Consider the following 24932-nt stretch of genomic DNA (forward strand, 5'->3'; position numbering starts at 1 on the left):
ACGCCGCGCGCTCAGCCGCGCAGCTTCGTGGTGGTTGGGCGGAGCCGCCCCTGTGGTCGTCCGTCGTCGTGCGCGGCCAGCCCGCCCTGGCACGTGGGGCAGTAGCACAGCACCCGCTGCTGCGGCGGCTCGCCGACCGTCGCCATCCGCACCATCCCTCCGCACCGGCGACAGGGCAGGCCGCGCCGGGCGAAGACGTACGCCGGTTCGCGGCTGTCCCCGGTCGACACCGGCCGGCCCGACGCGACGCTCTGGCGCAGCAGCCGCCGAGCCCGACGTACGACCCCGCGCAGCTGCTCCTGCGACAGCTCGCCGACGGCGGTCCACGGGTTGAGCCCCTCCAGGAAGAGCGGCTCGCTGGCGAAGATCGTGCCGAGCCCGGCGACGTTGCGCTGGTCGAGCAGCGCCTCCGCGAGCAGGCGGTCGGGCTGGGCGGCCAGGTTCGCGACCGCGAGGTCCTCGTCGAGGCCGGGGCTGAGCAGGTCGGGGCCGAGGTGCCCGACGACCCGGTGCTCGTGGGCGGTCGGCACCAGGTCGACCATGCCGAGCTGCCAGCCGAGCGCCGCGTGCTGCCCGGTCGCCAGCAGCACCCGCAGCTTCGGCGAACGCCGTTGCGCCGCAGTCACTCTCGCGGTCGGACTGGTGCGCCAGCGGCCCTCCATGCGCAGGTGGGTGTGCAGCGTGACGCCGCGGTCGACCCGGTGCAGCAGGTGCTTGCCGACGCTCACGACCTCGAGCGTGGTCGCGCCCTGCAGCGGGGTGGCGTCCAGGTCGCCCCAGCGGATCTCGGCGTGCCGCAGCACCTCACCCGCCAGCGCACGGTGCAGCCGGCGAGCAGCCAGCAGCACGGCATCACCTTCGGGCACGGCACGACGCTACCCACCCGCCGCCACCCTGCCGAAACCGCGTTTGAGCCCCGGGCGTGGGGTGGGTGCCCGATGTGCTGAAACCGCGTTTGAGCCTTCTGACCGTGCTGCAGTGGAGTCAAAGCGCTGGAACCGCGTTTCAGAGCCGGGGCGGGCAGGGGTCAGCCGCGCAGACTCACCCGCGCAGGCGGAGGCCGCGGGGGGTGGCGTGGAAGCCGCTGGCCTCGAGGGCGGCGGCGACCGGGTGCTCGGAGCCGAGCAGCTTGTCGCCGTCGGCGGTGGTGACGGTGAGCTGGCCGAGCGCTCCTTCGCGGACCGCCAGGGCCAGGGCGTCGGCGGCCGCGCGCAGCGTGGCCTCGTCGTCGCTCCACGACAGCAGGGTCTTGCCGCCGCGCTCGACGTAGAGCACGAGGGCGCCGTCGACGAGCACGACCAGGGAGCCGGACTTGCGCCCCGGCCGGTGACCCGTGGTGGCTGCACCCGCGGCCGTGCCACCCGTGGCCGCTGCACCGCTGGTCGCACCGTCGGTGCTCGCCCCGTCGGGGGAGGTCGGGCGGTCCGGCCAGGGGAGTGCCGCGCCGTACGGGTTGGCCGGGTCGGCGGCCGCGAGCACCTGGGCGGTCGAGGGCTCCGGCTGCGGTTGCTCCCACAGCGAGTCGGTCGCGGGTGCGGTCGGGCGGCCGACCGCACGCAGCCGGTCCACGGCCCCCGCGGTGCCGAACTGGGCGGCGCCGAGCCCCTCGACGAAGTACCCCCGGCGCACCCGGCCGGACTCCTCGGCGGTCGAGAGCACCCGATAGACGCCGGCGAACCCGTCGGGCACGCCCTCGGCCATCACCGACCCGCGGGTGACGATGCCGTAGCGGTCGAGCAGCACCTCGGCCGTGGCCAGCGCCCGCTCGGTCGGGGAGTCGGCCGCGGGCGGCAGCAGCGACCAGCGGCCGCCGACCTTGCCGGGGGTGGCGACGCGCGAGGTGCCGGCGCCGGTGACGCCGCGGCGTCCGACGGGCACGCCGCCGAGCGACGTGCGCGCCCGGCCGTAGCGGCTGCGGGCCGGGCCGGTGCGGCGCGCCCGGTGCGCGGGCCGCCCACCGCCGACCAGCGCGCGCAACGGAGCCAGCGTGTCGCCGGTGACGAGCCCGCCCCAGACGAGGTCCCACAGCGCCTCGGTGAGCCGGTCGTCGCCGACGACCTCGCCCGCGGACAGCGCCGCCACCCGCTCGCTCAGCGTGCTGAAGAAGAACGCGCCGCCGCCCTCGAGCGCCTGCAGCACCCGCTCGTGCAGCGGCCCCAGCTCGAGCTCGGCGTCGGGCGGGGTGAGCGTCAGGTGGGCCGAGTCGGCGAGGTGCAGGGACACCCAGCCGTCGTCGCCGGACAGCGCGCCCCGCCCCTGCCAGAGCACCTCCCCGCCGGCCATCAGCTCGTCGAGCATCGACGGGCGATAGCTCGCGACCCGCGCGGGCAGCACCAGCGACTCCAGACCGCTGGCCGGCAGCGCCACCCCGGCGAGCTGCTCGACGGCGCGCAGCAGACCGTCGAGCCCGCGCTGCCCGGAGCCCACCCCCTGCCACGCCGGCAGGAAGCGGGCGAGGTCGCGCGCCGGCACCGGCTCGACCTCGGCGCGCAGCGAGGCGAGCGAGCGACGCTTGAGCACCCGCAGCACCTCGGCGTCGGCATATTCCACCGACTCGCGTCCGCCGCCCAGCGACAGTGGGCGCAGCTCGCCGGCGACCAGCCGTCCGGCACCGACCAGGCGCTGCAGCCCGGCGTGCACGACCGCGCGGCCCAGCCCCAGCTCGGCGGCGACCGCGGGCTCGTCGAACGGGCCGTGCGTGCGGGCGTAGCGCGCGAGCAGGTCGCCGAGCGGGTCGTCGACCGGCTCGAGGAAGACCGCCGGCACCCCCATCGGGAGCGAGACCCCCAGCGCGTCGCGCAGCCGCGCGGCGTCGTCAACCAGGGCGAAGCCGTCGCGGCCGGCCACGCGCACGGCGATGACCTGTCGGTCGCTCACCAGCGACTCGAGCCACGCCGGCATCTGGTCGCGCACGTCGGGGCGGGTGCGCTCGGTGACGGCCTCGGTGGTGAGCGGGCCGAGCCAGCGCAGCAGGTCGGCCACGTCGTCGCGGTCGCGGGCCAGGCGCTCCTCGGTGGTGCGCTGCAGCTCGGCCTCGGTCGCGGCGACGACCTCGGGGTCGAGCAGGTCGCGCAGCGCGGTGCCCTCGTCGCGTCCGAGCAGCTCGCCCAGCAGCACCGGGTCGAGCGCCAGCGCGGCCGCGCGGCGCTCGGCGAGCGGGCTGTCGCCCTCGTAGAGGAACTGGGCGACATAACCGAACAGCAGGCTCTTGGCGAACGGCGACGGGGTCTTGGTCTCGACCTCGACCACGCGGATGCGCCGGGCCTGCACATCGCGCATCAGGTCGACCAGACCGGGCACGTCGAAGACGTCCTGGACGCACTCGCGGACCGCCTCGAGCACGATGGGGAAGGACGGGTAGCGACTCGCCACCTGCAGCAGCTGCGAGGAGCGCTGCCGCTGCATCCACAGCGCCTGCCGACGCCCCGGGTTGCGCCGGGGGAGCAGCAGCGCTCGCGCCGCGCACTCGCGGAAGCGTGAGGCGAACAGCGCCGACCCGCCGATCTCGTCGGTGACGACCCGCTCGACGTCGTCGGGGTCGAGCAGCAGCAGCGCCGACAGCTCGCGGTCGAGCTCGACCCCCTGGTCGACCTCGAAGTCGAGCAGCCGCAGCACGATGCCGTCGTCGCCGTGCAGCGCCTGCACCTCGGTGCCGAACCGCTCGCGCAGCCGCGCCGCCAGCCCCAGCGCCCACGGCGCGTGCACCGGTGAGCCGAACGGGGAGTGGATGACCACCCGCCAGTCGCCGAGCTCGTCGCGGAACCGCTCGATGACGATCGACCGGTCGTGCGGCAGGTGGCCGGTGGCCTCGCGCTGCTCGCCGAGATAGGCGAGGAGGTTGTCGGTGGCCCACTCGTCGAGCCCGGCCCGGCGTACGCGATCGCGGGCCTCGGCGTCGTCGAGCCCGCCGAGCTCACGCACGAACGAGCCCACCGCGCGCCCCAGCTCGGCCGGCCGGCCGGGGGAGTCACCCCGCCAGAACGGCAGCCGCCCGGGCTGGCCGGGCGCGGGCGTGACGAGCACCTGGTCGTGGGTGATGTCCTCGATGCGCCAGCTGCTCGTGCCGAGCGTGAACACGTCGCCGACGCGCGACTCGTAGACCATCTCCTCGTCGAGCTCGCCGACGCGCCGGCCGGGCCCTTCGCCGGTGGCGAGGAACACCCCGAACAGCCCCCGGTCGGGGATGGTGCCGCCGGAGGTGACCGCGAGCCGCTGCGCGCCGCGGCGACCGCGCAGCACCCCCTCGATGCGGTCCCACTCGATGCGCGGGCGCAGCTCGGCGAACTCGTCGCTGGGGTAGCGCCCGGAGAGCATGTCGAGCACCGACTCCAGGACCGACCGCGGTAGGGAGGTGTACGGCGCGGCTCGCCGGACCAGTCGCTCCAGCTCGTCGACGGTCCAGTCGTCGAGCGCGCACATCGCCACGACCTGCTGGGCGAGCACGTCGACCGGGTTGCTCGGGACCCGCAGCTCCTCGATCGCGCCCGCGCGCATGCGCTCGACGACCACCGCCGTCTGCACCAGGTCGCCACGGAACTTGGGGAACAGCACGCCGCGCGAGACCGCACCCACCTGGTGCCCTGCCCGACCCACCCGCTGCAGACCGCTCGCCACGCTCGGGGGGCTCTCGACCTGCACCACCAGGTCGACCGCGCCCATGTCGATGCCCAGCTCCAGCGAGCTGGTGGCGACCACCGCGGGCAGCCGCCCGGCCTTGAGGTCGTCCTCGATCTCGGCCCGCTGCTCCTTGCTCACCGAGCCGTGATGGGCGCGCGCGAGGACGCCGGGCGCCCCCGCCGCCTGCCCCGCCTGACCCATGAGCTGGGCCGGTGGGCGCGGCGGCACCGCGGGCGGCGCGTCCTCGGGTGCGTCGTCGATGTCGTCGGCGTCGGCATCGGCGTGCTCGGCCACCGCCGCCTCGGCGCGCTCGGCCCAGATCTCGTTGAGCCGCGAGGTCAGCCGCTCCGCGAGCCGGCGGGAGTTGGCGAACACCAGCGTCGAGCGGTGCCCGGCGACCAGGTCGACGATGCGCTCCTCGACGTGCGGCCAGATCGAGGCGCGCTCCTGCGGGTCGGCGTCGTCGGCCGGGCTGGCGCCGCCCAGCTCGCCGAGGTCGGGCACCGGCACCACGACGTCCAGGTCCCACTCCTTGGTCGACGGCGGCTGCACCACGCTCACCGGCGAGCCCCCGGCCAGGAACCGCGCGACCTCCTCGACCGGCCGCACGGTCGCGGACAGGCCGATGCGCTGCGCCGGCTTCTCGAGCAGCTCGTCGAGCCGCTCGAGGCTGAGGGCCAGGTGGGCGCCGCGCTTGGTGCCGGCGACGGCGTGCACCTCGTCGACGATCACGGTCTCGACCCCGCGCAGCGCCTCGCGCGCGGAGGAGGTCAGCAGCAGGAACAGCGACTCGGGCGTCGTGATCAGCACGTCGGTGGGCGTGCGCTGGAACGCCCGACGCTCCTGCGCCGGCGTGTCGCCCGAGCGGACCGCGACCGTGACGTCGGGCTCGGGCAGCTCGAGCCGGCTCGCGGCGTGGCGGATGCCGACCAGGGGTGCGCGCAGGTTGCGCTCGACGTCGACCGCGAGCGCCTTCATCGGCGAGACGTAGAGCACCCGGCAGCGCGCCGCCGGGTCGTCCGGCGGCCCCTCGCTCGCCACCCGGTCGAGCGCCCAGAGGAAGGCCGACAGCGTCTTGCCCGACCCGGTGGGCGCGACGACCAGGGTGTGCTGCCCGTCGCTGATCGCCTCCCAGGCGCCGGCCTGGGCGGCCGTGGGTTCGGCGAAGCTGCCCTCGAACCACGCGCGCGTGGCGGGGGAGAAGCGGTCGAGCACCGAGGCCATGGCGCAAGCCTGCCACCGACGTACGACATCGCCGGCCGGGCGGTGCCCTCACCCCACGGCGGTGGTCGTTCCGGCTACGCCGCGGGGCGCTGCGCCGAGGTCGTGAAGGCCTGACCGGCGTACTTCCACAGGATGCCGCCGAGGACGTCGCTGTGCCGGTCCAGCGCGGTGGGGTCGATGTTGCTGGAGTCGTCGCAGGAGCGGTGGTAGCACGGGTCGAACGAGGCCCCGGCCGTGCCGCCCCAGCTGTTCGCCTGCGCCGCCGACTTCGGCTCGGAGCCGCCGCTGTAGAGACCCCCGGTGGGGATGCCGTACCGCAGGAAGGCGGCGTGGTCGCTGCGGCCCTGCACGTCGACGTACTCGGCCGGCACGCCCTCGGCGCTCATCAGGCTGGTGAGGTCGTCGCGCACGAACGTGCCGGCGGGGTTGTCGTCGTAGACGAAGTAGCCCGGGTTCACCGACCCGATCATGTCCGCGTTGACGTACGCCTTGATGCGCGAGCGCTCGGTGCTGGTCAGCGACTGCACGTAGTAGCTCGAGCCGACCAGGCCGATCTCCTCGGCGCCCCAGAACGCGAATCGCAGTGTGTTGCGGGGCTTCTCGCCGCTCGCGGCATAGGTGAGCGCGGTCTCGAGCACGCCCGCGGTGCCGGACGCGTTGTCGTTGATCCCGGGGCCGGCGGTGGCGCCGTCGAGGTGCGAGCCGAGCATCACGACGCCGTTCGGGTCGCTGCCGGGCACCTCCGCCACGAGGTTGTACGTCGTCCCGCGCGAGGTCGGGACCTGCTGCACGGTCGTGCTCAGGCCAGCCGCCTCGAGCCGCCCCTTCACGTAGTCCAGCGACCGCTGGTATCCCGGCGTCCCCACCGCCCGGTTGCCCCCGTTGGCGTCGGCGATCTGCTGCAGCGCCGAAACGTGCCCCTGCACCTCGGTCAGCGAGATGTCCGGGGCGACCGCGGCGTCGGCCGGTGCGGCGAGCAGGGGAGCGGCGACGAGCGCCACGGTGGCGGCGAGGGCGTGCGGGCGGCGGGTGGCTGTCATGCGACGACCATCGCGGCTGGGCGCGTCGGAGGGAAGGCGGCTTGACCAAGTCCGGAGCAAGGCTTGGCCGTTCGCTTGCCCGCCGCCGACATGCGGGTGAGGATCGAGCAATGGTCTCCGCCTCCGACCTCCCGCTCGAGCAGCAGGTCGCGCTGCTGTCCGGCGCCACCTTCTGGCGCACGGAATCCTTTCCCGACCAAGGGATTCCGTCGGCGGTGCTCAGCGACGGTCCGCACGGGCTGCGCGCGCAGAACCCCGACCTGAACAGCTTCGGGCTGTCCGACAGCCGGCCGGCGACCTGCTTCCCGCCGGCGGTCACGATGGCGACCACCTGGGACGAAGAGCTCGTCGAGGTCGTCGGTCGCGCGGTCGGCGTGGAGGCGCGGGCGCTCGGCGTCGACGTGGTGCTCGGGCCGGGGCTGAACATCAAGCGGCACCCGTGCGGCGGGCGCAACTTCGAGTACTACAGCGAGGATCCGCTGCTCAGCGGCCGGTTCGCGGCGGCCGCCGTGCGCGGCATCCAGAGCGCGGGCGTCGGCGCCTGCGTGAAGCACTTCGCGTTGAACAACCAGGAGTCGCACCGCATGGTCGTCGACGCCGTCGTCGACGAGCGCACGCTGCGCGAGATCTACCTCGCCGGCTTCGAGCACGTCGTCACCGAGGCGCAGCCCTGGGCGGTGATGGCGGCGTACAACAGTGTGAACGGCGAACCGGCCACCGCCAGCCCCCGGCTGCTGCGCGAGATCCTGCGCGAGACATGGGGATTCGAGGGTCTGGTGATGAGCGACTGGAGCGCCGTGGGCGACCGCGTCGCGGGTGTCGCGGCGGGCATGGACCTCGAGATGCCGAGCAGCCGGGGGCTGTCCGACGGCGACGTCGTCGCTGCCGTACGCCAGGGCCGGCTCCCCGAGGCGGCCGTCACCGCGTGCGCGCAGCGGGTGCTCGACCTGGCCGCGCGGGGCCCGGGTGAGGCGGCGGGGAGCATCCCGGTCGACGTGCACGACGCGCTCGCCCGCCGCGCGGCGGCCGCCGGCACCGTGCTGCTCACCAACGACGGCACCCTGCCGCTGGACCCGACGGCCTCGGTCGCGCTGATCGGGGCGATGGCCGAGCACCCGCGCTTCCAGGGCGGCGGCAGCTCGCAGGTCAACCCGACGCGCGTCACGACGGCGCTGGCCGCGCTGGAGAGCCGGGGCGCGACGTTCACCCATCACCCCGTCTACGACCCGCAGACCGGCGAGGCGGGCCGCGCCGAGATCGCCGCCGCGGCCGACGCCGCGCGCGCCGCCGACGTCGCGGTGGTGCTGGTCGGCCTCCCGCCGGTGGTCGAGAGCGAAGGCTTCGACCGGGCCGACCTCGCGCTGCCGCCGCAGCACGACGCGCTCGTGACCGCCGTCGCCGCCGCGAACCCGCGCACCGTCGTGGCGCTGTCCAACGGGTCGCCGGTGACGCTGCCGTGGGCCGACGACGTGGCGGCGGTGCTCGAGTGCTATCTCGGCGGTCAGGCGAGCGGTGGGGCGCTCGTCGACGTGCTGTACGGCGACGCCGACCCGGGCGGGCGGCTCGCCGAGACCTTCCCGCGGGCGCGCGCCGACGTGGCCGCCGACCCGTTCTTCCCCGGCCGGCCGCACCAGGTCGAGCACCGCGAGGGGCTGTTCGTCGGCTATCGGCACCACGTGACCGCCGAGGTGCCGCCGGCGTTCGCCTTCGGGCACGGGCTCAGCTACGCGGCGTTCGACTGGAGCGACCCGCGCCTGTCGACCGACGCGATCGCCGCGGGCCAGGACGTCGAGCTCACGGTCACGGTGACCAACGTGGCGCGCCGGGCCGGGTCGGACGTGGTGCAGGTCTACCTGGCCGACCGCACCGGCGTGGTGCTGCGCCCGGCGCGCACGCTCGCCGCCTTCGCCAAGGTGCACCTGGACCCCGGGGAGTCCCGCGACGTCACGGTCGTGGTGCCCGCCCGGGCGTTCCAGTTCTTCGACGTCGCGCAGCAGCGGTGGCAGACGCCCACCGGCGAGTTCGGCGTCGAGGTCGCCCGCTCCTCGGTCGACGTGGTGGCGACCCTGCCGGTCACGGTGAACGGCGGGGTGAGCACCAGCAGCGAACCGGCCGACGGTCCCGCGGTGGCCGCGAGCGACGCCGACTTCGAGCGGCGCCTCGGACGCCCCGTCCCGACCCCGCGGCCGGTGCGGCCGTTCAGCCGCGACTCCACGATGTCGGAGATCGCGCAGACGCGGGTCGGCGCGGCCTTCCGCGCGACGCTGTGGCGCCTCGGCCCGGGCCGGGCCGGGGAGACCGACCCCACGACGCAGGAGGCCGTCACCCGCGCCTTCGAGGAGCTGCCGCTGCGGGCCGCAGCCGCGCTGTCCGGCGGGCGGCTGCGCTGGCCGGCGGTCGACGCCCTCCTGGACCTGGCCAACGGGCGCCCGCTGCAGCTGCTCGGGGGCGCGGCGCGCGGCGCGAACGGGCTGCTGCGTCGGTGGGGTGGCCGCTAGGTCGGGCCGAGCGCCTGCGAGGAACCGCCCGCCGAGTGGTCACTTCTGGCTGGTGCCGCGCCCCGTTCATCGGCAACAACTGACCTTTCGACGCGCGCGGCGGGCCTGTCGGCGCCGTTGCGGGCCCGCGGCGGGTCGGGCTGCAGCCGCAGCACGTGCAGCGTCGTCGCCAGCATCGTGTAGTTCCCGACGAGCAGCAGCAGCTCGAGGCGCTCGCGCTCGTCGAGGTGCCGGCCGAGGGCGGTCCACGTCTCGTCGGACAGGTCGGACGTGCCCACCAGCTCGTCGACCGCACGCAGGATCGCCGCGTCGCGCACCGGCCACTGGTCGTCGAGATCCGTTGCGGTGCGGTCGATCTCGGAGGTCGTCAACCCGGATCGGCGGCCGATCCGCTCGTGGTGGGCGCGCTCGTACGCACTGTCCCTGAGGTGGGCCACGCGCAGGATGACCAGCTCGCTCTCGCGCCGCGGCAGGTGCCCGAACGGCATCAGCGAGGCGGCGAACCCCAGCCACCCCCAGTACGTCCGGCGCGCCCGGCCGAGCACCGTGAACACCGCGGGCGGCGCGGTGCCCATGACGCGACCGGCCGCCCGGCTGAAGGCGTACGCCGTCGGCCCCAGCTCGCGCAGACCACCCGGGCGGACGCGCGGCGTCACGACCGCTCCACCCGCTCCGGCTGGGCGGTGGTGAACGGCACGTCCTCGGTGCGGGCGAGCTCGAGGGCGCGCTCGAGCTGGGGGAGCGGCTTGAGCTCGACCACGCGCTGGGCGAGCGCGCGGGCGGGCAGCACGGCCCGACCCCACACCGGCGCGGCGATGGTGCGCGACCGGCGGGCGATGCCGCGCTCGAGCGTGTCGATGGCGCGGGGGAGGGAGGAGACGCCGCTCAGCGAGGTGTGCCGCCCGAGCAGGGCCTTGGCCGCCTCGGTGCCGAAGCCACGGCTGGTCATCTCGGTGTCGAGCTCGGAGTAGAACGCGACCCCGACCCGGGCACCGCTCGGGCGCAGCTCCTGGCGCAGCGTGTTGCCCATCGCCTCGACGGCGGCCTTGGAGGCGGAGTAGGCGCCCATCAGCGGCAGGTGCACGGCGGCGCCGAGCGAGGCGGTGAGCAGCGCGTAGCCGCCGGGGTGCGCGACGTGCGGCCCGGCCGCGCGCAGCGTGTAGTAGGTGCCGAGCGCGTTGACCGCCAGCGTGCGCTCCATGACCTCCGGGTCGCCGCCGATCATGGCCAGCTGCCTGGCGATCCCGGCGTTGGCGACGACCACGTCGAGCCCGCCGAGCTCGCCGACCAGCTCGGCCACGGCGGTGTCGACCTGCGCCCGGTCGCTGACGTCGCACTCGCGCCAGACGGCGCCGGTGCGCTCGGCCACCTGCCGCAGCAGGTCGGGCTCGAGCCCGAGCAGGGCGAGGCGGGCCCCGCGGGAGGCGAGGCGCGCGGCCAGCGCCGCACCGATGCCGCGCGCGGCCCCGGTGATCAGGACGCGTCGTCCGGTGAGTGGTTCGGCTGCCATCCCGCGAGCGTACCTACGCGCGGGTAGGTGTGGCGTGCGTACGCCGTCGATGGCGGCAGTGAGCTCAGCCGGGTTGCTGCTGGGTGATGCAGTGGATGCCGCCACCGCGGGCGTACAGCTCGCGGGCGTCGACGCCCACGACCCTGCGGCCGGGGTAGACCTGCTCCAGCACGGCGAGGGCGCGCGCGTCGTTCGGGTCGTCGAAGGTGCACGCGATGACCCCGCCGTTGACGACGAGGTGGTTGACGTAGCTGTAGTCGACCGGGCCCTCGTCGTCGAATCCCGTTGCAGGAGCAGGGATCCGGACGATCTCGAGCGTGCGTCCGGCGGCGTCGACGGCGTTGCTCAGCACCTCGATCAGCTCGCGGCTAACCGCGTGGTCGGGGTGCTCGGGGTCCTCCTGGTCGTGCACCAGCACGACGCCGGGGGAGGGGAAGGTCGCGACGATGTCGACGTGGCCGCGGGTGCCGAACTCCTCGTAGTCGCGGGTCAGCCCGCGGGGGAGCCAGATGCAGCGGGTGACCCCGAGCGTACGTCGGAGCTCGGCCTCGATGTCCTCGCGCGTCTTCCCGGGGTTGCGTCCGGGGTCCAGCTGCACCGTCTCGGTGAGCAGGGCCGTCCCCTCGCCGTCAACGTGAAAACCCCCACCCTCGTTGACGATCGGCGAGTCGAGCACCTCGGCGCCGGCGAGCCGGCCGACGAGCTCGCCGACCTCGGCGTCGTGCTCCCACGAGGCCCACGACTGGGCGCCCCACCCGTTGAAGACCCAGTCGACCGCGCCGAGCGCCCCCGAGGCGTCGCGCACGAACGTCGGGCCGATATCGCGCATCCACGCGTCGTCGAGCGGGGCGGTGGTGCGCTCGACCCGGTCGTCGAGGAAGCGGGCCGCGACGTCGTCCTGGCCCGGCGCGACGAGCATCGTCACGGGCTCGAACTCGACGACGGCGTTCGCGACCGCGGCCCAGGTGCGCCGCGCCGCGTCGGCCTCGTCCTCGGTGTCGCCGAGGGTGTAGCCCGACGACGGCCAGGCCATCCAGACGCGCGACTGCGGAGAGGTCTCGGCCGGCATGCGCCAGCCGCGAGAACCGTTGTCAGCGTTGGTCATTCGGAGACCTGGCGCTGGTGCTCGGGGCGCACCGGCTCGCTCAGCGCGGCGTAGCTGTCGGGGCGCCGGGTGGCGAGGAACGGGAACAGGTCGAGCCAGTCCTTGCGCTGCGACAGGTCCAGGTCGGTGACCAGCACCGCCTCGGTCTCGCGCGGCGCCTGCACGAGGATCCGGCCGTAGGGGTCGGCCACGAACGAGGTGCCGTAGAACGTGATGAGCCCCTCCGTGCCGGTGCGGTTCGGCGCGACGACGAACAGGCCGTTGGCGATCGCGTGGCCGACGATGGTGTGCTGCCACAGCGGCTGGGTGTCGAACTCGGGGTGGTCGGGCTCGGACCCGATCGCGGTGGGGTAGACGAGCACGTCGGCGCCGCCGATGGCGTACAGCCGGGCGACCTCGGGGAACCACTCGTCCCAGCAGGTCGGCAGACCCAGCCGCACGTCCTGGCCGGGCACGTCGACGACGGGGTAGGCGTCCTCGGGCGGGCCGGGGCGGAAGTACTTGTCCTCGTAGTAGCCGGCGGTCACCGGGATGTGCGTCTTGCGGGTGCGCGCGACGAGCGTGCCGTCCGGCGCGACGAGCACGGCGGTGTTGAAGCCCAGGCCGTCGGCCTGGTCGGCCTTCTCGTAGAGCGAGGCGTGGACGTAGACGTCGTGGGCCTTGGCGGCCTCGCGCGCGAACGTGATCGTGGGGCCGGTCTCGAGGTCCTCGGCGGTGGCCGACGGGGTGCCCTCGGGGAGGGTGTCGGCGGGGTAGCGCGACAGCGTCAGCTCGGGCAGGAACACCGCCGTCGCGCCCGCCTCGGCGGCCTGGCCGATCGCCTCGGACAGCACCGCGCGCAGCTCGTCGGCGTCCTCGCGCCAGTGGTGCTGCACCACCCCGATGCGCAGGGGCGGCGCGCTCGGCTCGTCGACGCGGGCCGGGGACGTCGGGACGGACGTGGTGGTGATCAGCTCCATGCCGGCCAGTATGCCCAGAACTTCGAAATCGTATGAGACCGTCTCCGAGTGCGAGTCAGTGAGCTGTGGCGATTGATCGACGAGGAGTTCGGGCGGGCGTACGGCCGGCACCTCGCCAGGACGCACGTGCTGCGCGCGCTGCAGGACCGCACGGTCGAGCAGGCGCTGGCCGCGGGCGTCGAGCCGCGCGCGGCGTGGAAGGCGCTGTGCGTCGACCTGGACGTGCCGCCCGAACGGTGGCTGGGCCGCGACATCCCGCTGAGCGACCACCCCGACTGAGCCCGCGTCGAGCGCGTGGGCGACGTCACCGGCGTGTCGTGCGATCTCGTACGCCTGTTCGGATAGTGTCGTCCACAGGTCCGGTCCGACGACCCGCTCCGTCCACAGCGTGCGTGGCACCTCTGGGTGAGTGTCGGTGCCGGCACCTAGCGTCTGACGCACGCTCGTCGCCCCCGTGCACGCAGGGGTGAGGGGCCCGTCGCCGGGAGGCGCGCTCACCACGATCCGACAGGAGCACCCACGCATGGCAGGCAACCTGAAGTCCGTCGGCGGCGGCGACAAGGAGAAGTCGCTCGACGTCGTCCTCGCCCAGATCGAGAAGTCCCACGGCAAGGGCGCGGTGATGCGCCTCGGTGACGACGTGCGCCCGCCGGTGCAGGTGATCCCGACCGGGGCGATCGCCCTCGACGTCGCGCTCGGCGTGGGCGGTCTGCCCCGTGGCCGCGTCGTGGAGGTCTACGGGCCCGAGTCCAGCGGAAAGACCACGGTCGCGCTGCACGCGGTCGCCAGCGCCCAGAAGAACGGCGGCATCGCGGCGTTCATCGACGCCGAGCACGCGCTCGACCCGGAGTACGCCAAGAAGCTCGGCGTCGACACCGACGCGCTGCTGGTCAGCCAGCCCGACACCGGTGAGCAGGCGCTGGAGATCGCCGACATGCTGATCCGCTCCGGCTCGCTCGACATCATCGTCATCGACTCGGTGGCCGCGCTCGTGCCGCGCGCCGAGATCGAGGGCGAGATGGGTGACAGCCACGTCGGTCTGCAGGCGCGGCTGATGAGCCAGGCGCTGCGCAAGATCACCGGTGCGCTCAACTCCACGGGCACCACCGCGATCTTCATCAACCAGCTGCGCGAGAAGATCGGTGTGATGTTCGGTTCTCCCGAGACCACCACGGGCGGCAAGGCGCTGAAGTTCTACGCCTCGGTGCGGCTCGACGTGCGCCGCATCGAGACCCTCAAGGACGGCTCCGACCCGGTCGGCAACCGCACCCGGGTCAAGGTCGTCAAGAACAAGGTCTCCCCGCCGTTCAAGCAGGCCGAGTTCGACATCCTCTACGGCCAGGGCATCTCCCGCGAGGGCGGCCTGATCGACATGGGCGTCGAGCAGGGCTTCGTGCGCAAGTCCGGCGCTTGGTACACCTACGAGGGCGACCAGCTCGGGCAGGGCAAGGAGAACGCCCGCACCTTCCTCAAGGACAACCCCGACCTGGCCGACGAGCTGGAGCGCAAGATCAAGGCGAAGCTCGGCGTCGGCCCGGGGCTGCCCGAGGACGCCGCGGCCGGTGAGCCGGCCGGCGCGACCGAGCCCGACCAGGTGCCGGTCGACTTCTGATCGGATGACCGCTTCCCAGCAGCACCCTGCGGCGCCGTCCACGTCCCCCCGTGGGCGGCGCCGCGGGCGTGCGTCCGAGCCACCGGCCACCGGTGCGGCGGCTGCCGACCGCGAGCCCGACGCCCACGAGGTGGCCCGCACCATCGCCCTGCGGCAGCTGACCATGGGTCCGCGCAGCCGCTCCCAGCTCGAGGACAAGCTGCGCCAGCGCGGCTGCGACGACCAGGTCGCCACCGAGGTGCTCGACCGGCTCGAGGAGGTCGGGCTGATCGACGACACCGCCTACGCGCAGATGCTGGTGCGCTCCCAGCAGGCCACCCGCGGCCTCGCCCGTCGCGCCCTGCGGCACGAGCTGCGCAAGAAGGGCGTCGACGACGACACCGCCGCCGAGGCCCTCGACCAGGTCAGCGACGAGGCCGAGGTCGAGCAGGCCCGCGAGCTGGTCGCCAAGAAGCTGCGCAGCATGCACGGTCTCGACGCCACCGTGCAGGCGCGGCGGCTGGCCGGCATGCTCGCCCGCAAGGGTTACGGCGGCGACGTCGCCTGGCGCGTCGTGCGGGAGGCGGTCGACGAGGCCGAGGAGCACCGGCGCGACTGAGCGCGCAGGTCAGGCGCTTTGGTCCTGGGCGACCCGGTCGTACGTCGTGTGCCGCTGGGCGGCGGGACGGCCGGCCAGCGTGGCCATCTGCTCCAGCTCGGCGATCGACTTGCGCGAGCCGTTCGTGCTGCCCGCCATCCGCGAGATGGTCTCCTCCATCAGCGTCCCGCCGAGGTCGTTGACCCCGCCGTTCAGCACCTGGGTGCACACCTCCGGTCCGAGCTTGACCCACGAGCACTGGATGTTGTCGATCAGCCCGTGCAGCATGATCCGCGCGACGGCGTGCACCGCGCGGTTGTCGCGCACGGTCGGACCCGGGCGCGCCACGCCGGCGAGGTAGACCGGCGCGTTCTGGTGCACGAACGGCAGCGGCACGAACTCGGTGAACCCGCCGGTGCGGCGCTGGATCTCGGCGATCGTGCGCAGGTGCCCGACCCAGTGGCGCGGGTGGTCGACGTGCCCGTACATCATCGTCGAGGTCGTCGGCAGGCCCACCTCGTGCGCCGTCGTGATCACCTCGATCCACTGCTGCGCCGGCAGCTTGCCCTTGGTCAGCACCCAGCGGATGTCGTCGTCGAGGATCTCCGCGGCGGTCCCGGGCAGCGAGTCGACGCCGGCGGCGCGCAGCTCGGTGAGGAACTCCCGCAGCGGCAGCCCGGTTCGCGACACCCCGTTGATGACCTCCATCGGGGAGAAGGCGTGGATGTGCAGCGACGGGGCGGCCGCCCGGATCTCGCGCGCGATGTCGAAGTACGCCGTCCCCGGCAGCTCCGGGTGGATGCCGCCCTGCACGCAGACCTCGGTCGCGCCCACCTGCACCGCCTCCGCGGCGCGCTGGGCGACCTCGCCCATCGACAGGGTGTAGGCGTCGGCGTCGGTCTTGCGCTGCGCGAACGCGCAGAAGCGGCAGCCGGTGTAGCAGACGTTGGTGAAGTTGATGTTGCGGTTCACGACGTACGTCACGACGTCACCCACCGCGTCGCGGCGCAGGTCGTCGGCCAGGCGGGTGACCGCCTCCAGGGCCTCGCCGTCGGCGGTGATCAGCGTCAGCGCCTGCTCCTCGGTCACGCCCGCCGGGTCGTGCTCGGCGGCCGCGAGGGCCTCTCGCGCAGCGGAGTCCAGGCGGGCGGGGGCGGTGTCGCGACCGTCCGGCTGCGCGGCCTCGCTCGAGACCTTCTCCCGCAGGGCCTGCCAGTCGCCGTAGACCGCGTCGAAGTCGCCGCGACGGTCGGTGCGGCGCCCTTCGTCGTCGATGGCGGTGTGCAGGTCGGTGCGGCCGCTGTCGTCCCACCCGCCGTCGGGCTCCTGCCACGGCAGACCCGTCGCCCGGGCGCCGGCGCGGGCCAGGCCGTCGTCACCGCGCAGGGCGTCGACGTGCGGCCGCAGCCGCGGGTCGACCCACGGGAGGTCGAGATACTCCGGGTGGGCCGTGAGCCGCTCGCGCAGCTCGAATCCCAAGGAATCGCAAAGGGATCCGAGCGCGTCGACCTGCGGCCAGGGTCGCTCGGGGTTGACGTGGTCGGGCGTGACCGGGCTGATGCCGCCGAAGTCGTCGACGCCGGCCTGCAGCAGCCGACGGCACTCCTCGAGGTCCACGAGGTTCGGCGGCGCCTGCACCCGTGCGCCCGGCCCCAGCACCACCCGGGTGGTCGCGATCGCGGCGAGGTACTCCTCCAGCCCGAGGTCGGGCACCGACCGCATCGCCGTGTCGGGCTTGGCGCGGAAGTTCTGCACGATCACCTCCTGGAGGTGCCCGTGCTCGCGACCGACCCTGCGCAGCGCGAAGATCGTCTCGGCGCGCTCGGTGAGGGTCTCGCCGATGCCCACGAGCAGTCCGGTGGTGAACGGGACTGCCAGGCGACCGGCGTCCTCGAGGGTGCGAAGGCGTACGGCGGGGTCCTTGTCGGGCGACTTGTGGTGGGCGAGGCCGGGCTGCTCGAACAGCCGCGTGCTGGTCGTCTCGAGCATCATGCCCATCGAGGGCGCCACCGGCTTCAGGCGCATCAGCTCGCCCCACGACATGACGCCGGGGTTGAGGTGGGGGAGCAGGCCGGTCTCCTCCAGCACGCGCACGGCCATCGCCCGCACGTAGTCGAGGGTGGAGTCGTAACCGGCCTCGTCGAGCCACTGCCGCGCCTCGGGCCAGCGGTCCTCGGGGCGGTCGCCGAGCGTGAAAAGCGCCTCCTTGCAACCCTGTTCGGCGCCCGCGCGGGCGATCTCGAGCACCTCGTCCGGCGTGAGGTACGGCGCCGGCAGCTTCCCGGGGACCGTCACGAACGTGCAGTAGTGGCATCGGTCGCGGCACAACCGGGTCAGCGGGACGAACACCTTGCGCGAGTAGGTCACGGTCGCGGGGCGGCCCGCCTCCTGCAGACCGGCGTCGCGCACCCGGCCGGCGACGGCCAGCAACCGCTCCAGCTGCTCACCTCGCGCCGCGAGGAGCGCGGTGGCCTCCGCGACGTCGATGCTGCGCGCGGACTCGGCGCGGCCGACCGCTCGGGCGATCTCACGCTCGGTCGGTGCCTGCGACAGATCAGTCATGCCTCGATCCTCACCGATGACCAGGGCGTTTCGTGGCTCGGGGCGGCGTGTGTCTCGAAGGCCAGGAGGAATCCGCGCGCGGGTCCGTTCGTAGGGGTGTGCGCGAGCGGCGAGAGGCGGTGAGGTCAGCGCCGGGCGATGGTCAGGTGCAGGGCTCGGCGCAGCTCGCCGCGCCCTGCCACGAGCCGGGGGTCCGCCGCGCGCGGCGTGACCAGCGACAGCCGGATGCGCTGCCGGAACGGCAACGGGTCGAGCACCTCGTCCTCGGTCGTCTGGTGGGCGAGCGCGCTGCGCGGGACCACCGCGAGGCACCCCACGCGCCTGGCCATCGCCACCGCGGTGGGGAGCGTCGCGGCCAGCTCGACCTCGGCGCCCAGCCGCGCCAGGCGAGCCGCCACGTCCGGGCCCGTGCTGTCGTACGTCGCGACGAGAACCCGGCGACCGGCGTACGGCGTGCGGCCGCGTCCCCTCCCCGGCGTGCTTCTGCGGCGGAAGACCTCGAGCACGTCCTCCCCGAGCGGGTGCACGCGCGCCTGCCGGGGGAGCGTCATCTGCTCGGCGATGCCCACCACGGCGGCGTCGAGACTGCCCTCCGAGACCAGGTGCACCAGCTCGGGTCCGTGCGACACCGTCGGCAGCACCGGCTGCCGCAGCAGCTGCTCGACGGACGGGAACACCGACGGCGCCAGCGACGCGAACGTGCCTATGCGCAAAGGCTTCTCGCGGGATGCGGCGTGTGCCGCGCGATAGATGCCGTCGAGATGGCCGAGCAGGTGCTCGGCCTGCCGGGCCACCTCCTGCCCGGCGGGTGTCGGCCGCGCGCCCGTCGTGTCGCGGGTGAACAGGGGCAGGCCCAGCCGGCGCTCCAACGTCGACAGCCGTGCGCTGGCGGACGGCTGGCTCACGTGCAGGCGGCGCGCTGCAGCTCCGATCGACGCCTCCTCGGCGATCGCCAGCACGAGGCGCAGATCATCGACGCTGGGATCATTCGCCATAGGGCAACCCTATGACCCGCCGTACGCCCTCGCCGGCTACCGCAGGCACGGCCGGCCGACCACGGTGGAGCCATGACGAACCAGGCGCACACCCACCCCGAACGGACCCTCCCGACCCCCGACCAGGCGCGCGCCTGGCTGCAGCGCTGGGACGACCAGCAGGCGACGTACTTCTCCGACCGTGACGAGCGCTTCGAGGTGATCTGCGACGTGCTGGTGGAGACGGTGCAGCGGCCCGACCCGCTGGTGGTCGACCTGGGGGTCGGCCCCGGTTCGCTCGCTCGCACGGTGCTGCAGCGCATCCCCGGCGCGACGGTGGTGGGCGCCGACATGGATCCGCTGCTGCTGGGGCTGGCGAGCGCGGCGTACGGCGAGGAGCGGTTCCGCCTGGTGCAGGTCGACCTGCGGCGCGACGGCTGGCTGGCCGAGCTCGACCTGCCGCGGGCACCGGACGCCTTCATCAGCACCACGGCGCTGCACTGGCTCGAGCGCGCACCGCTGCAGCGGCTCCTGCGCACGGCCGCCGAGTCGCTCGCCGACAGAGGGGTCTTCGTCGACGGCGACCACCTGTTCGTCGCAGCCCGGGACAAGAATCGCGTCGTGCGGTCCGACCTCGACCAGCTCGCCCAGGCCGTCGCCGACCGGGCCGCGGTGCGAGCCGGCGGGCAGGAGGCAGAGGACTGGTCGCATTGGTGGGACGCCGCGGCGACCGCTCCCGAGCTCGCCGGCCTGTGGCAGCAGCGTGCGGCCATCGACCTGTCGCACGACGTGGCCGACGCGGCGACCCTCGCGGACTACCTCGACGCGCTGCGCCAGGGCGGCTGCCGCGAGGTCGGGACGGTCTGGCAGGTGGGGCACGACCGCGTCGTCGTCGGCCTGCGCTGACCCGCCGCAGATCGGCCGGGTCGGCTGATCGGTCCCGGCAGCGGAGCGTCCGGGATGGTCGTTACCGTCGCCGCCATGAGCGAATCGACGACCCCGAAGCCCAAGCTGGACCTGGTGATCCTCGACTGCCCCGACGCGCTGGCCCTAGGCCGCTTCTACGCCGAGGTGCTCGGCTGGGAGCTGGAGGAGGGCTCCGACCGCGACTGGTCCACCCTCGTGCCGCCCGGCGGCGGTCTCTCGCCGGACAACCCCGACGGCCGAGCGACGTTGGCGTTCCAGCGGATCGACGACTGGGTCGAGCCGACCTGGCCGGGCGGGGCGCACCCGCAGCAGTTCCACCTAGACCTGGCCACCGGAGGCAGCATCGAGGCGGCCGAGCCGGGCGTCCTCGCCGCCGGCGCCCGGGTGCACGAGCACCAGCCGTCGGACGACGGGCACTTCAAGGTCTACCTCGACCCGGCCGGCCACCCGTTCTGCCTCATCAAGTGAGCGGCGTGAGCGACGGCAGCGGCCTGCGGGCGGTCCACCACATCGACCTGTGGGTGTCGGCGCTGAGCCGCGGGCGCGAGAGCTGGGGCTGGCTGCTGGGCGAGCTGGGTTGGTCCGAGGAGTTCTCCGACGACGACGGCTGCGCATGGACGCACCCCGACGGCACGTACGTCTTCATGCAGACCGCGCTGGTGCACGCCGAGTACGTCCGCACCGGCATCGGCATGAACCACCTGGCGCTGCTCGTGGACGGTCGCGACCGCCTCGACGCGCTGCGCGCCGCCGCGCCGGAGCGCGGGTGGAGCGAGCTGTTCGCCGAGAAGTACCCCCACGCCGGCGGCGAGCAGCACGTCGCGCTCTACCTGGAGGACCGCGACGGCCTGGAGGTCGAGGTGGTGACGCCGCCGGCCACCGCAGAGCCGGTCGAGTAGGAGCTCGCCCAAGCCGGTCGAGTAGGCGCAAGGCGCAAGTCGAGTGGCGTACCGAGACCACGCCGGCACCCAAGCTGGTCGAGTAGGCTCGAGGCGCTAGCCGAGCGGCGTATCGAGACCACGCCGGCACCCAAGCTGGTCGAGTAGGCGCGAGGCGCTAGCCGAGCGGCGTATCGAGACCACGCCGCCGACACTCCTGGGCTACCCGTGCCTTCAGAGTGGTTGTCAGAGGGCACTCCTACTATGGGTACATGAGTTCGAACACCGCTCCCGGCGCTGGGTCGTGGGAGCCGGACGCGCCGCTCGGTGACCAGGTCACCGGGCCGGCCGAGGTGTTCGAGTCGATGCTGCTGGAGGACGGGGTCCTGGGCGCGATCGAGACCGTGCTGAGTGGACTGCAGGTCGCTGGCACCGACCCGGTCACGCTGCAGCTGGAGGGGATGAAGCTGCTCGCCGCGGACGTGGCGCGGCGGATGACCCGGCCTGACCCGTTCGCGGTCGCGGAGCACGACGACGGCTGGTTCGTTCCGTCCGACCTGCCCCTGGGCCAGGCCACCGAGCCGGGCGCCGACGTGGAGGCCGCCGGGAGCGATACCTGCGGTGCCGGCCTGGCCCCTGAGGCTGCTGCCGCGGCGCCGGCGTCGGGCTCGCTCGACACGACGGCGGACGATGCTGCTTCGGCCGGCACGTCCGCTGCGGAGCTGCCGCAGGCGTGGCGGGATGCGGATGCGGCCGCGGCGCGGTTGGCGCGGTTCGAGGACGCCACAGTGGCGGCGCACCAGGTGATGAACCAGGCGGGTGCGGTCGCGGCCGAGCGGTGCGCCCGGTTCGACACCGCTTCGGACTCGACGCCCTGGTCGGCCGCGGACTGCCTGACCGGGGACGCCCCTCGCCCCGGAGACGTGACCGAGCATCCGCCCGGTCACCGGGGCCGGTTCACCGGTGACCTGCTCGCCCCGTCGCTGCGACTCGGGCCGCAGGCCGCGGACTCCGTGGTCGATGCGGCGGTCTGGTTGACCCAGCGCACCCCGGCGCTGCTGGCTGCGGTCGCCCGCGGCGAGGCCAACCTGGACACCGCTGCCGCGATCGCCCGTGAGCTGCAGGACGCTCGCCCCGACACCTGCGAGCTGGTCGAGGACGCGGTCCTCGGGCGCGGGGTGCACCAACGGTCCTTGTCCCCGGCGCGGCGCTCGGCCCGGGTCCTGGTCGAACGGTTCGAGGCCACCGCCGCCCGGACCACGCTGCAGCGGACGCAGGCCCAGCAGACCGGGGTCTGGCTCGACCCGCACATCACGCCCGGGCTGTCCTCCCTCACTGCGGTCATGCCCACCGGGCAGGCCGCCTCCGTGATGGACGCGGTCGACCAGCGCGCCCGCCAGACCCAGCACGCCACCGCTGCCGGCGGCAGCGGCGAAGAAGGCGACGCCAGCGGCGGCGGGGCATTGTTGCTCGGGCAGCATCGCGCCAACGCCCTGCACGATCTGATCCTGGGCAACGTCGACCTGACCGCCCACCTCCAGCTCGTCGTCCCGCCCCGCACCGGCCCCGGCCCTGGTGGCGGCAGCGGACCCGGCCAGGGGTCTGGCGGAGACAACGGCCATGGCTCGGGCAGCTGCAGCGATCACGACAGCGATCTTGGCGGCGACAGCGATCCCGGGACAGCAGCCGGGCCCGAGCCCAACAGCGGAGATCCTGGACACGGAATGGCAGACCCCGAAGCGGCGCGTAGGCGCGCGGTCGTGACGCCGCGACAGGCCGCCCGGATCCTGGCCGACGCAGCGGTCGTCGTGATCCACGACCGTGCCGGGCCCGTCCCGACCGACCAGGTCATCGAGCTCCTGACCACCCGCGCGCACCGAGTCACGGTCGAACACGTCGACCCGTGTGCCAGAGCCCGTGGACCAGACGACCCGGTCGGCCGCGACGGGCCCGACAGCTACCGACCGGGCGCCCGGCTCAGGCGCGCGGTCAAACGCCGCGATCAGACGTGCCGGTTCCCCGGCTGCGACCGGCGCACCCTGTTCACCGACCTCGACCACGTCGACCCCTGGCCGAGGGGACGCACGCGTGCGACCAACCTGCAGAACCTCTGCCGGCATCACCACGGCACCAAGCACGAAGCCGGGTGGCTCGTGACCATGACCGCAGACGGCGTGTGCACCTGGACCAGCCCCACCGGCCGCACCCACACCACCCAGCCAGGTCTGCTCGAGCTCCTCGACGACCTCGCCTACCCCGTGACGCTCGACCGGTGAGCTAGGCCCGACGTCCCTGGGGTCATCGCACGCTGGCGGGCTATTCGACCAGCGTTGGGGCGGCTACTCGGCCTGGCCCGACGAACCCGTGGCGACGGCGTACGACCACAGCTCGGCCGACATACCGACCGGGCCCTTGCCCGGCTCACCCGAGCCGCCGCCCGGCTGCCCGCCGGACTCGCCCTGCCCGTGCGCGCGGCCGAACGCCGACCCGTCGCGCCAGGCCTCGAACGAGGCCTCGTCGGCCCACCGGGTCACCACGAGCCAGGTGTTGCGGCCGTCGGTCGGCTGCAGCAGCTCGAACCCCTCGAAGCCGGGCTGCCCGTCGACGGCGCCGGCGCGCGCCGCGAAGCGCTGGGCCAGCTCGTCGCCGCTGCCCTCGGGGACCGTGATGGCGTTGATCTTCACGATGCTCATGCCTCGATCCTGCGCCACTCGCGGTTTCCGGCGCGCACCGGCCCGGACGTACCCTGGGCAGCGCGATGGAGACGAGCGCGATGAAGACGTACGAGGTCCGCACCCACGGGTGCCAGATGAACGTCCACGACTCCGAGCGGATCAGTGGTCTGCTGGAGTCGGCGGGCTATGTCGACCTGGCCGGGCTGGCTGCGGACGAGCGACCCCAGGCGCCGGACGTCGTCGTGTTCAACACCTGCGCGGTGCGCGAGAACGCCGACAACAAGCTCTACGGCAACCTCGGCCACCTGCGCCCGGTCAAGCAGGACAACCCCGGCATGCAGATCGCGGTCGGCGGCTGCCTCGCCCAGAAGGACCGCGCCACCATCGTCGAGAAGGCCCCCTGGGTCGACGTCGTCTTCGGCACCCACAACGTCGGCTCGCTGCCGGTGCTGCTCGAGCGCGCGCGGCACAACGCCGAGGCGCAGGTCGAGATCCTCGAGTCGCTCGAGACCTTCCCGTCCACGCTGCCGACCCGGCGCGACTCGGCCTACAGCGGCTGGGTCTCGATCTCGGTGGGCTGCAACAACACCTGCACGTTCTGCATCGTGCCGAGCCTGCGCGGCAAGGAGAAGGACCGCCGCCCCGGCGAGATCCTCGCCGAGATCGAGGCCCTGCTGCAGCAGGGCGTCGTCGAGATCACCCTGCTCGGTCAGAACGTCAACAGCTACGGCGTGGAGTTCGGCGACCGGCTCGCGTTCGGCAAGCTGCTGCGCGCGTGCGGCGACATCGAGGGGCTCGAGCGGGTGCGGTTCACCAGCCCGCACCCGGCTGCGTTCACCGACGACGTCATCGACGCGATGGCCGAGACGCCCAACGTGATGCCGTCGCTGCACATGCCGCTGCAGTCGGGCTCGGACCGGGTGCTGAAGGAGATGCGCCGGTCGTACCGCTCGACCAAGTTCCTCGGCATCCTCGACCGGGTGCGCGAGCGCATCCCGCACGCGGCGATCACGACCGACCTGATCGTGGGCTTCCCGGGCGAGACCGAGGAGGACTTCCAGGACACGCTCGACGTCGTGCGCGCCTCGCGCTTCTCGTCGGCCTTCACCTTCCAGTACTCCGTCCGGCCCGGTACGCCCGCCGCCACCATGCCCGACCAGCTCCCCAAGTCCGTGGTCCAGCAGCGGTTCGACCGGCTCATCGAGCTGCAGGAGGAGATCTCCTGGAGCGAGAACCGCACGGTCGAGGGCCGCACCGTCGAGGTGCTGGTCGCGCCCGGCGAGGGCCGCAAGGACGCCGAGACGCAGCGGCTCTCGGGTCGCGCGCAGGACAACCGGCTGGTGCACTTCGCCGTGCCCGACGGGGCCGAGCGCCCCCGCCCCGGTGACATGGTCGAGGTCGACGTCACCTACGGCGCGCCGCACCACCTGGTGGCCGACGGCGCGCTCACCGGCGGCACCTACCGCGTGCGCCGCACGGCCGGCGGCGACGCCTGGGAGGCGCTGCAGGCGGGTGCCACACCCGGCGCCAGCCCCAAGCCCGCGGTCAGCCTGGGGATGCCGAGCATCGGCAAGCCCGCCACGCCGCCGCCGAGCACGCCGGCCTGCTCGCTGTGACGAGCCCGCGGCTCCGCGCGCGACCGGCGCGTACGATCGTGCGCATGTCTCGTCCCACGCGCCTGATCCAGTGGTGGCTGCCCTGACCGGCGGCCGCTGACGAGACCCTTCCCACGACGCGCCGCCCCCGGGCGGCGTTCGTCATGCGTGGACCCTGC

Annotated in this window: 18 protein-coding genes and 1 pseudogene; 9 read left to right on the forward strand and 10 right to left on the reverse strand. The window is 73.9% G+C overall.

All coding sequences use genetic code 11. The annotated features are described in order from the left end of the window. Positions 1 to 11: 11 nt before the first annotated feature. From FB554_RS04145 to FB554_RS04155, 3 genes and pseudogenes are all read right to left on the reverse strand, one after another. A complete protein-coding gene (locus FB554_RS04145; protein WP_142004762.1) occupies positions 12 to 866 on the reverse strand; it encodes a DNA-formamidopyrimidine glycosylase family protein in 855 nt (284 codons plus the stop codon). 175 nt (positions 867 to 1041) lie between these two features. Continuing rightward, positions 1042 to 5850, reverse strand: a pseudogene (locus FB554_RS04150) (ATP-dependent helicase); the annotation flags it as partial. Between the two features lie 65 nt (positions 5851 to 5915). Beyond that, on the reverse strand, positions 5916 to 6881 hold the full coding sequence (locus tag FB554_RS04155) for a M20/M25/M40 family metallo-hydrolase (RefSeq protein WP_142004764.1): 966 nt from the start codon (positions 6879 to 6881) through the stop codon (positions 5916 to 5918). 110 nt (positions 6882 to 6991) lie between these two features. On the opposite strand from FB554_RS04155, the gene FB554_RS04160 reads away from it, so the two are divergent. Beyond that, positions 6992 to 9379 (forward strand): glycoside hydrolase family 3 C-terminal domain-containing protein, encoded by a 2388-nt coding sequence (locus tag FB554_RS04160; protein WP_142004765.1) that lies wholly within the window; start codon positions 6992 to 6994, stop codon positions 9377 to 9379. On the opposite strand, the gene FB554_RS04165 is transcribed toward FB554_RS04160, so the two are convergent. From FB554_RS04165 to FB554_RS04180, 4 genes are all read right to left on the reverse strand, one after another. Further along, a complete protein-coding gene (locus tag FB554_RS04165; RefSeq protein ID WP_211344527.1) occupies positions 9376 to 10035 on the reverse strand; it encodes a carboxymuconolactone decarboxylase family protein in 660 nt (219 codons plus the stop codon). The genes FB554_RS04160 and FB554_RS04165 overlap by 4 nt on opposite strands. Further along, positions 10032 to 10889: an SDR family NAD(P)-dependent oxidoreductase gene (locus tag FB554_RS04170; protein WP_142004766.1), complete on the reverse strand. Its 858-nt coding sequence runs from the start codon at positions 10887 to 10889 to the stop codon at positions 10032 to 10034. The genes FB554_RS04165 and FB554_RS04170 overlap by 4 nt, the downstream gene beginning before the upstream one ends. Positions 10890 to 10953: 64 nt before the next feature. Then, complete coding sequence (locus FB554_RS04175; RefSeq protein WP_236022260.1) at positions 10954 to 11994, reverse strand: agmatine deiminase family protein; 1041 nt, start codon at positions 11992 to 11994, stop codon at positions 10954 to 10956. Then, positions 11991 to 12953 carry a nitrilase-related carbon-nitrogen hydrolase gene (locus tag FB554_RS04180; protein ID WP_142004767.1) on the reverse strand — a complete coding sequence of 321 codons (963 nt, stop codon included), beginning with the start codon at positions 12951 to 12953 and terminating at the stop codon, positions 11991 to 11993. The genes FB554_RS04175 and FB554_RS04180 overlap by 4 nt, the downstream gene beginning before the upstream one ends. A gap of 48 nt (positions 12954 to 13001) precedes the next feature. On the opposite strand from FB554_RS04180, the gene FB554_RS04185 reads away from it, so the two are divergent. The 3 genes from FB554_RS04185 (at position 13002) to FB554_RS04195 (ending at position 15163) form a co-directional block, all read left to right on the forward strand. Then, positions 13002 to 13232, forward strand: coding sequence for a DUF3046 domain-containing protein (locus tag FB554_RS04185; protein WP_142004768.1), 231 nt, complete (start codon positions 13002 to 13004; stop codon positions 13230 to 13232). A gap of 244 nt (positions 13233 to 13476) precedes the next feature. After that, positions 13477 to 14565: a recombinase RecA gene (recA, locus tag FB554_RS04190; RefSeq protein ID WP_142004769.1), complete on the forward strand. Its 1089-nt coding sequence runs from the start codon at positions 13477 to 13479 to the stop codon at positions 14563 to 14565. 4 nt (positions 14566 to 14569) lie between these two features. After that, on the forward strand, positions 14570 to 15163 hold the full coding sequence (locus FB554_RS04195) for a regulatory protein RecX (protein ID WP_142004770.1): 594 nt from the start codon (positions 14570 to 14572) through the stop codon (positions 15161 to 15163). Positions 15164 to 15172: 9 nt separating this feature from the next. Here FB554_RS04195 and FB554_RS04200 read toward each other — a convergent pair whose 3' ends face one another. Then, a complete protein-coding gene (locus FB554_RS04200; protein WP_142004771.1) occupies positions 15173 to 17704 on the reverse strand; it encodes a bifunctional FO biosynthesis protein CofGH in 2532 nt (843 codons plus the stop codon). 125 nt (positions 17705 to 17829) lie between these two features. Beyond that, positions 17830 to 18699 (reverse strand): LysR family transcriptional regulator, encoded by an 870-nt coding sequence (locus FB554_RS04205; RefSeq protein WP_142004772.1) that lies wholly within the window; start codon positions 18697 to 18699, stop codon positions 17830 to 17832. 72 nt (positions 18700 to 18771) lie between these two features. Here FB554_RS04205 and FB554_RS04210 point away from each other — a divergent pair, with 72 nt between their 5' ends. The 4 genes from FB554_RS04210 to FB554_RS04225 all read left to right on the forward strand — a co-directional run bounded on the left by FB554_RS04210 (position 18772) and on the right by FB554_RS04225 (position 22759). After that, positions 18772 to 19584: a class I SAM-dependent methyltransferase gene (locus tag FB554_RS04210; RefSeq protein ID WP_142004773.1), complete on the forward strand. Its 813-nt coding sequence runs from the start codon at positions 18772 to 18774 to the stop codon at positions 19582 to 19584. Between the two features lie 75 nt (positions 19585 to 19659). Continuing rightward, the gene (locus FB554_RS04215) at positions 19660 to 20073 is read left to right on the forward strand and encodes a VOC family protein (RefSeq protein WP_142004774.1); all 414 of its coding nucleotides are present in this window, start codon (positions 19660 to 19662) and stop codon (positions 20071 to 20073) included. A gap of 5 nt (positions 20074 to 20078) precedes the next feature. Continuing rightward, positions 20079 to 20504 (forward strand): VOC family protein, encoded by a 426-nt coding sequence (locus tag FB554_RS04220; protein WP_142004775.1) that lies wholly within the window; start codon positions 20079 to 20081, stop codon positions 20502 to 20504. Positions 20505 to 20755: 251 nt separating this feature from the next. Beyond that, complete coding sequence (locus tag FB554_RS04225) at positions 20756 to 22759, forward strand: HNH endonuclease signature motif containing protein (RefSeq protein WP_142004776.1); 2004 nt, start codon at positions 20756 to 20758, stop codon at positions 22757 to 22759. A gap of 63 nt (positions 22760 to 22822) precedes the next feature. Here the strand turns inward: FB554_RS04225 and FB554_RS04230 are convergent, their stop codons facing one another. Continuing rightward, positions 22823 to 23176 carry an antibiotic biosynthesis monooxygenase family protein gene (locus tag FB554_RS04230; protein ID WP_142004777.1) on the reverse strand — a complete coding sequence of 118 codons (354 nt, stop codon included), beginning with the start codon at positions 23174 to 23176 and terminating at the stop codon, positions 22823 to 22825. A gap of 65 nt (positions 23177 to 23241) precedes the next feature. Between FB554_RS04230 and miaB the strand changes: the two genes are divergently transcribed. Continuing rightward, a complete protein-coding gene (gene miaB / locus FB554_RS04235) occupies positions 23242 to 24774 on the forward strand; it encodes a tRNA (N6-isopentenyl adenosine(37)-C2)-methylthiotransferase MiaB (protein WP_142004778.1) in 1533 nt (510 codons plus the stop codon). The last annotated feature ends 158 nt before the right edge of the window (positions 24775 to 24932 follow it).

Source organism: Barrientosiimonas humi, from assembly GCF_006716095.1.
Classification (GTDB): Bacteria; Actinomycetota; Actinomycetes; order Actinomycetales; family Dermatophilaceae; genus Barrientosiimonas; species Barrientosiimonas humi.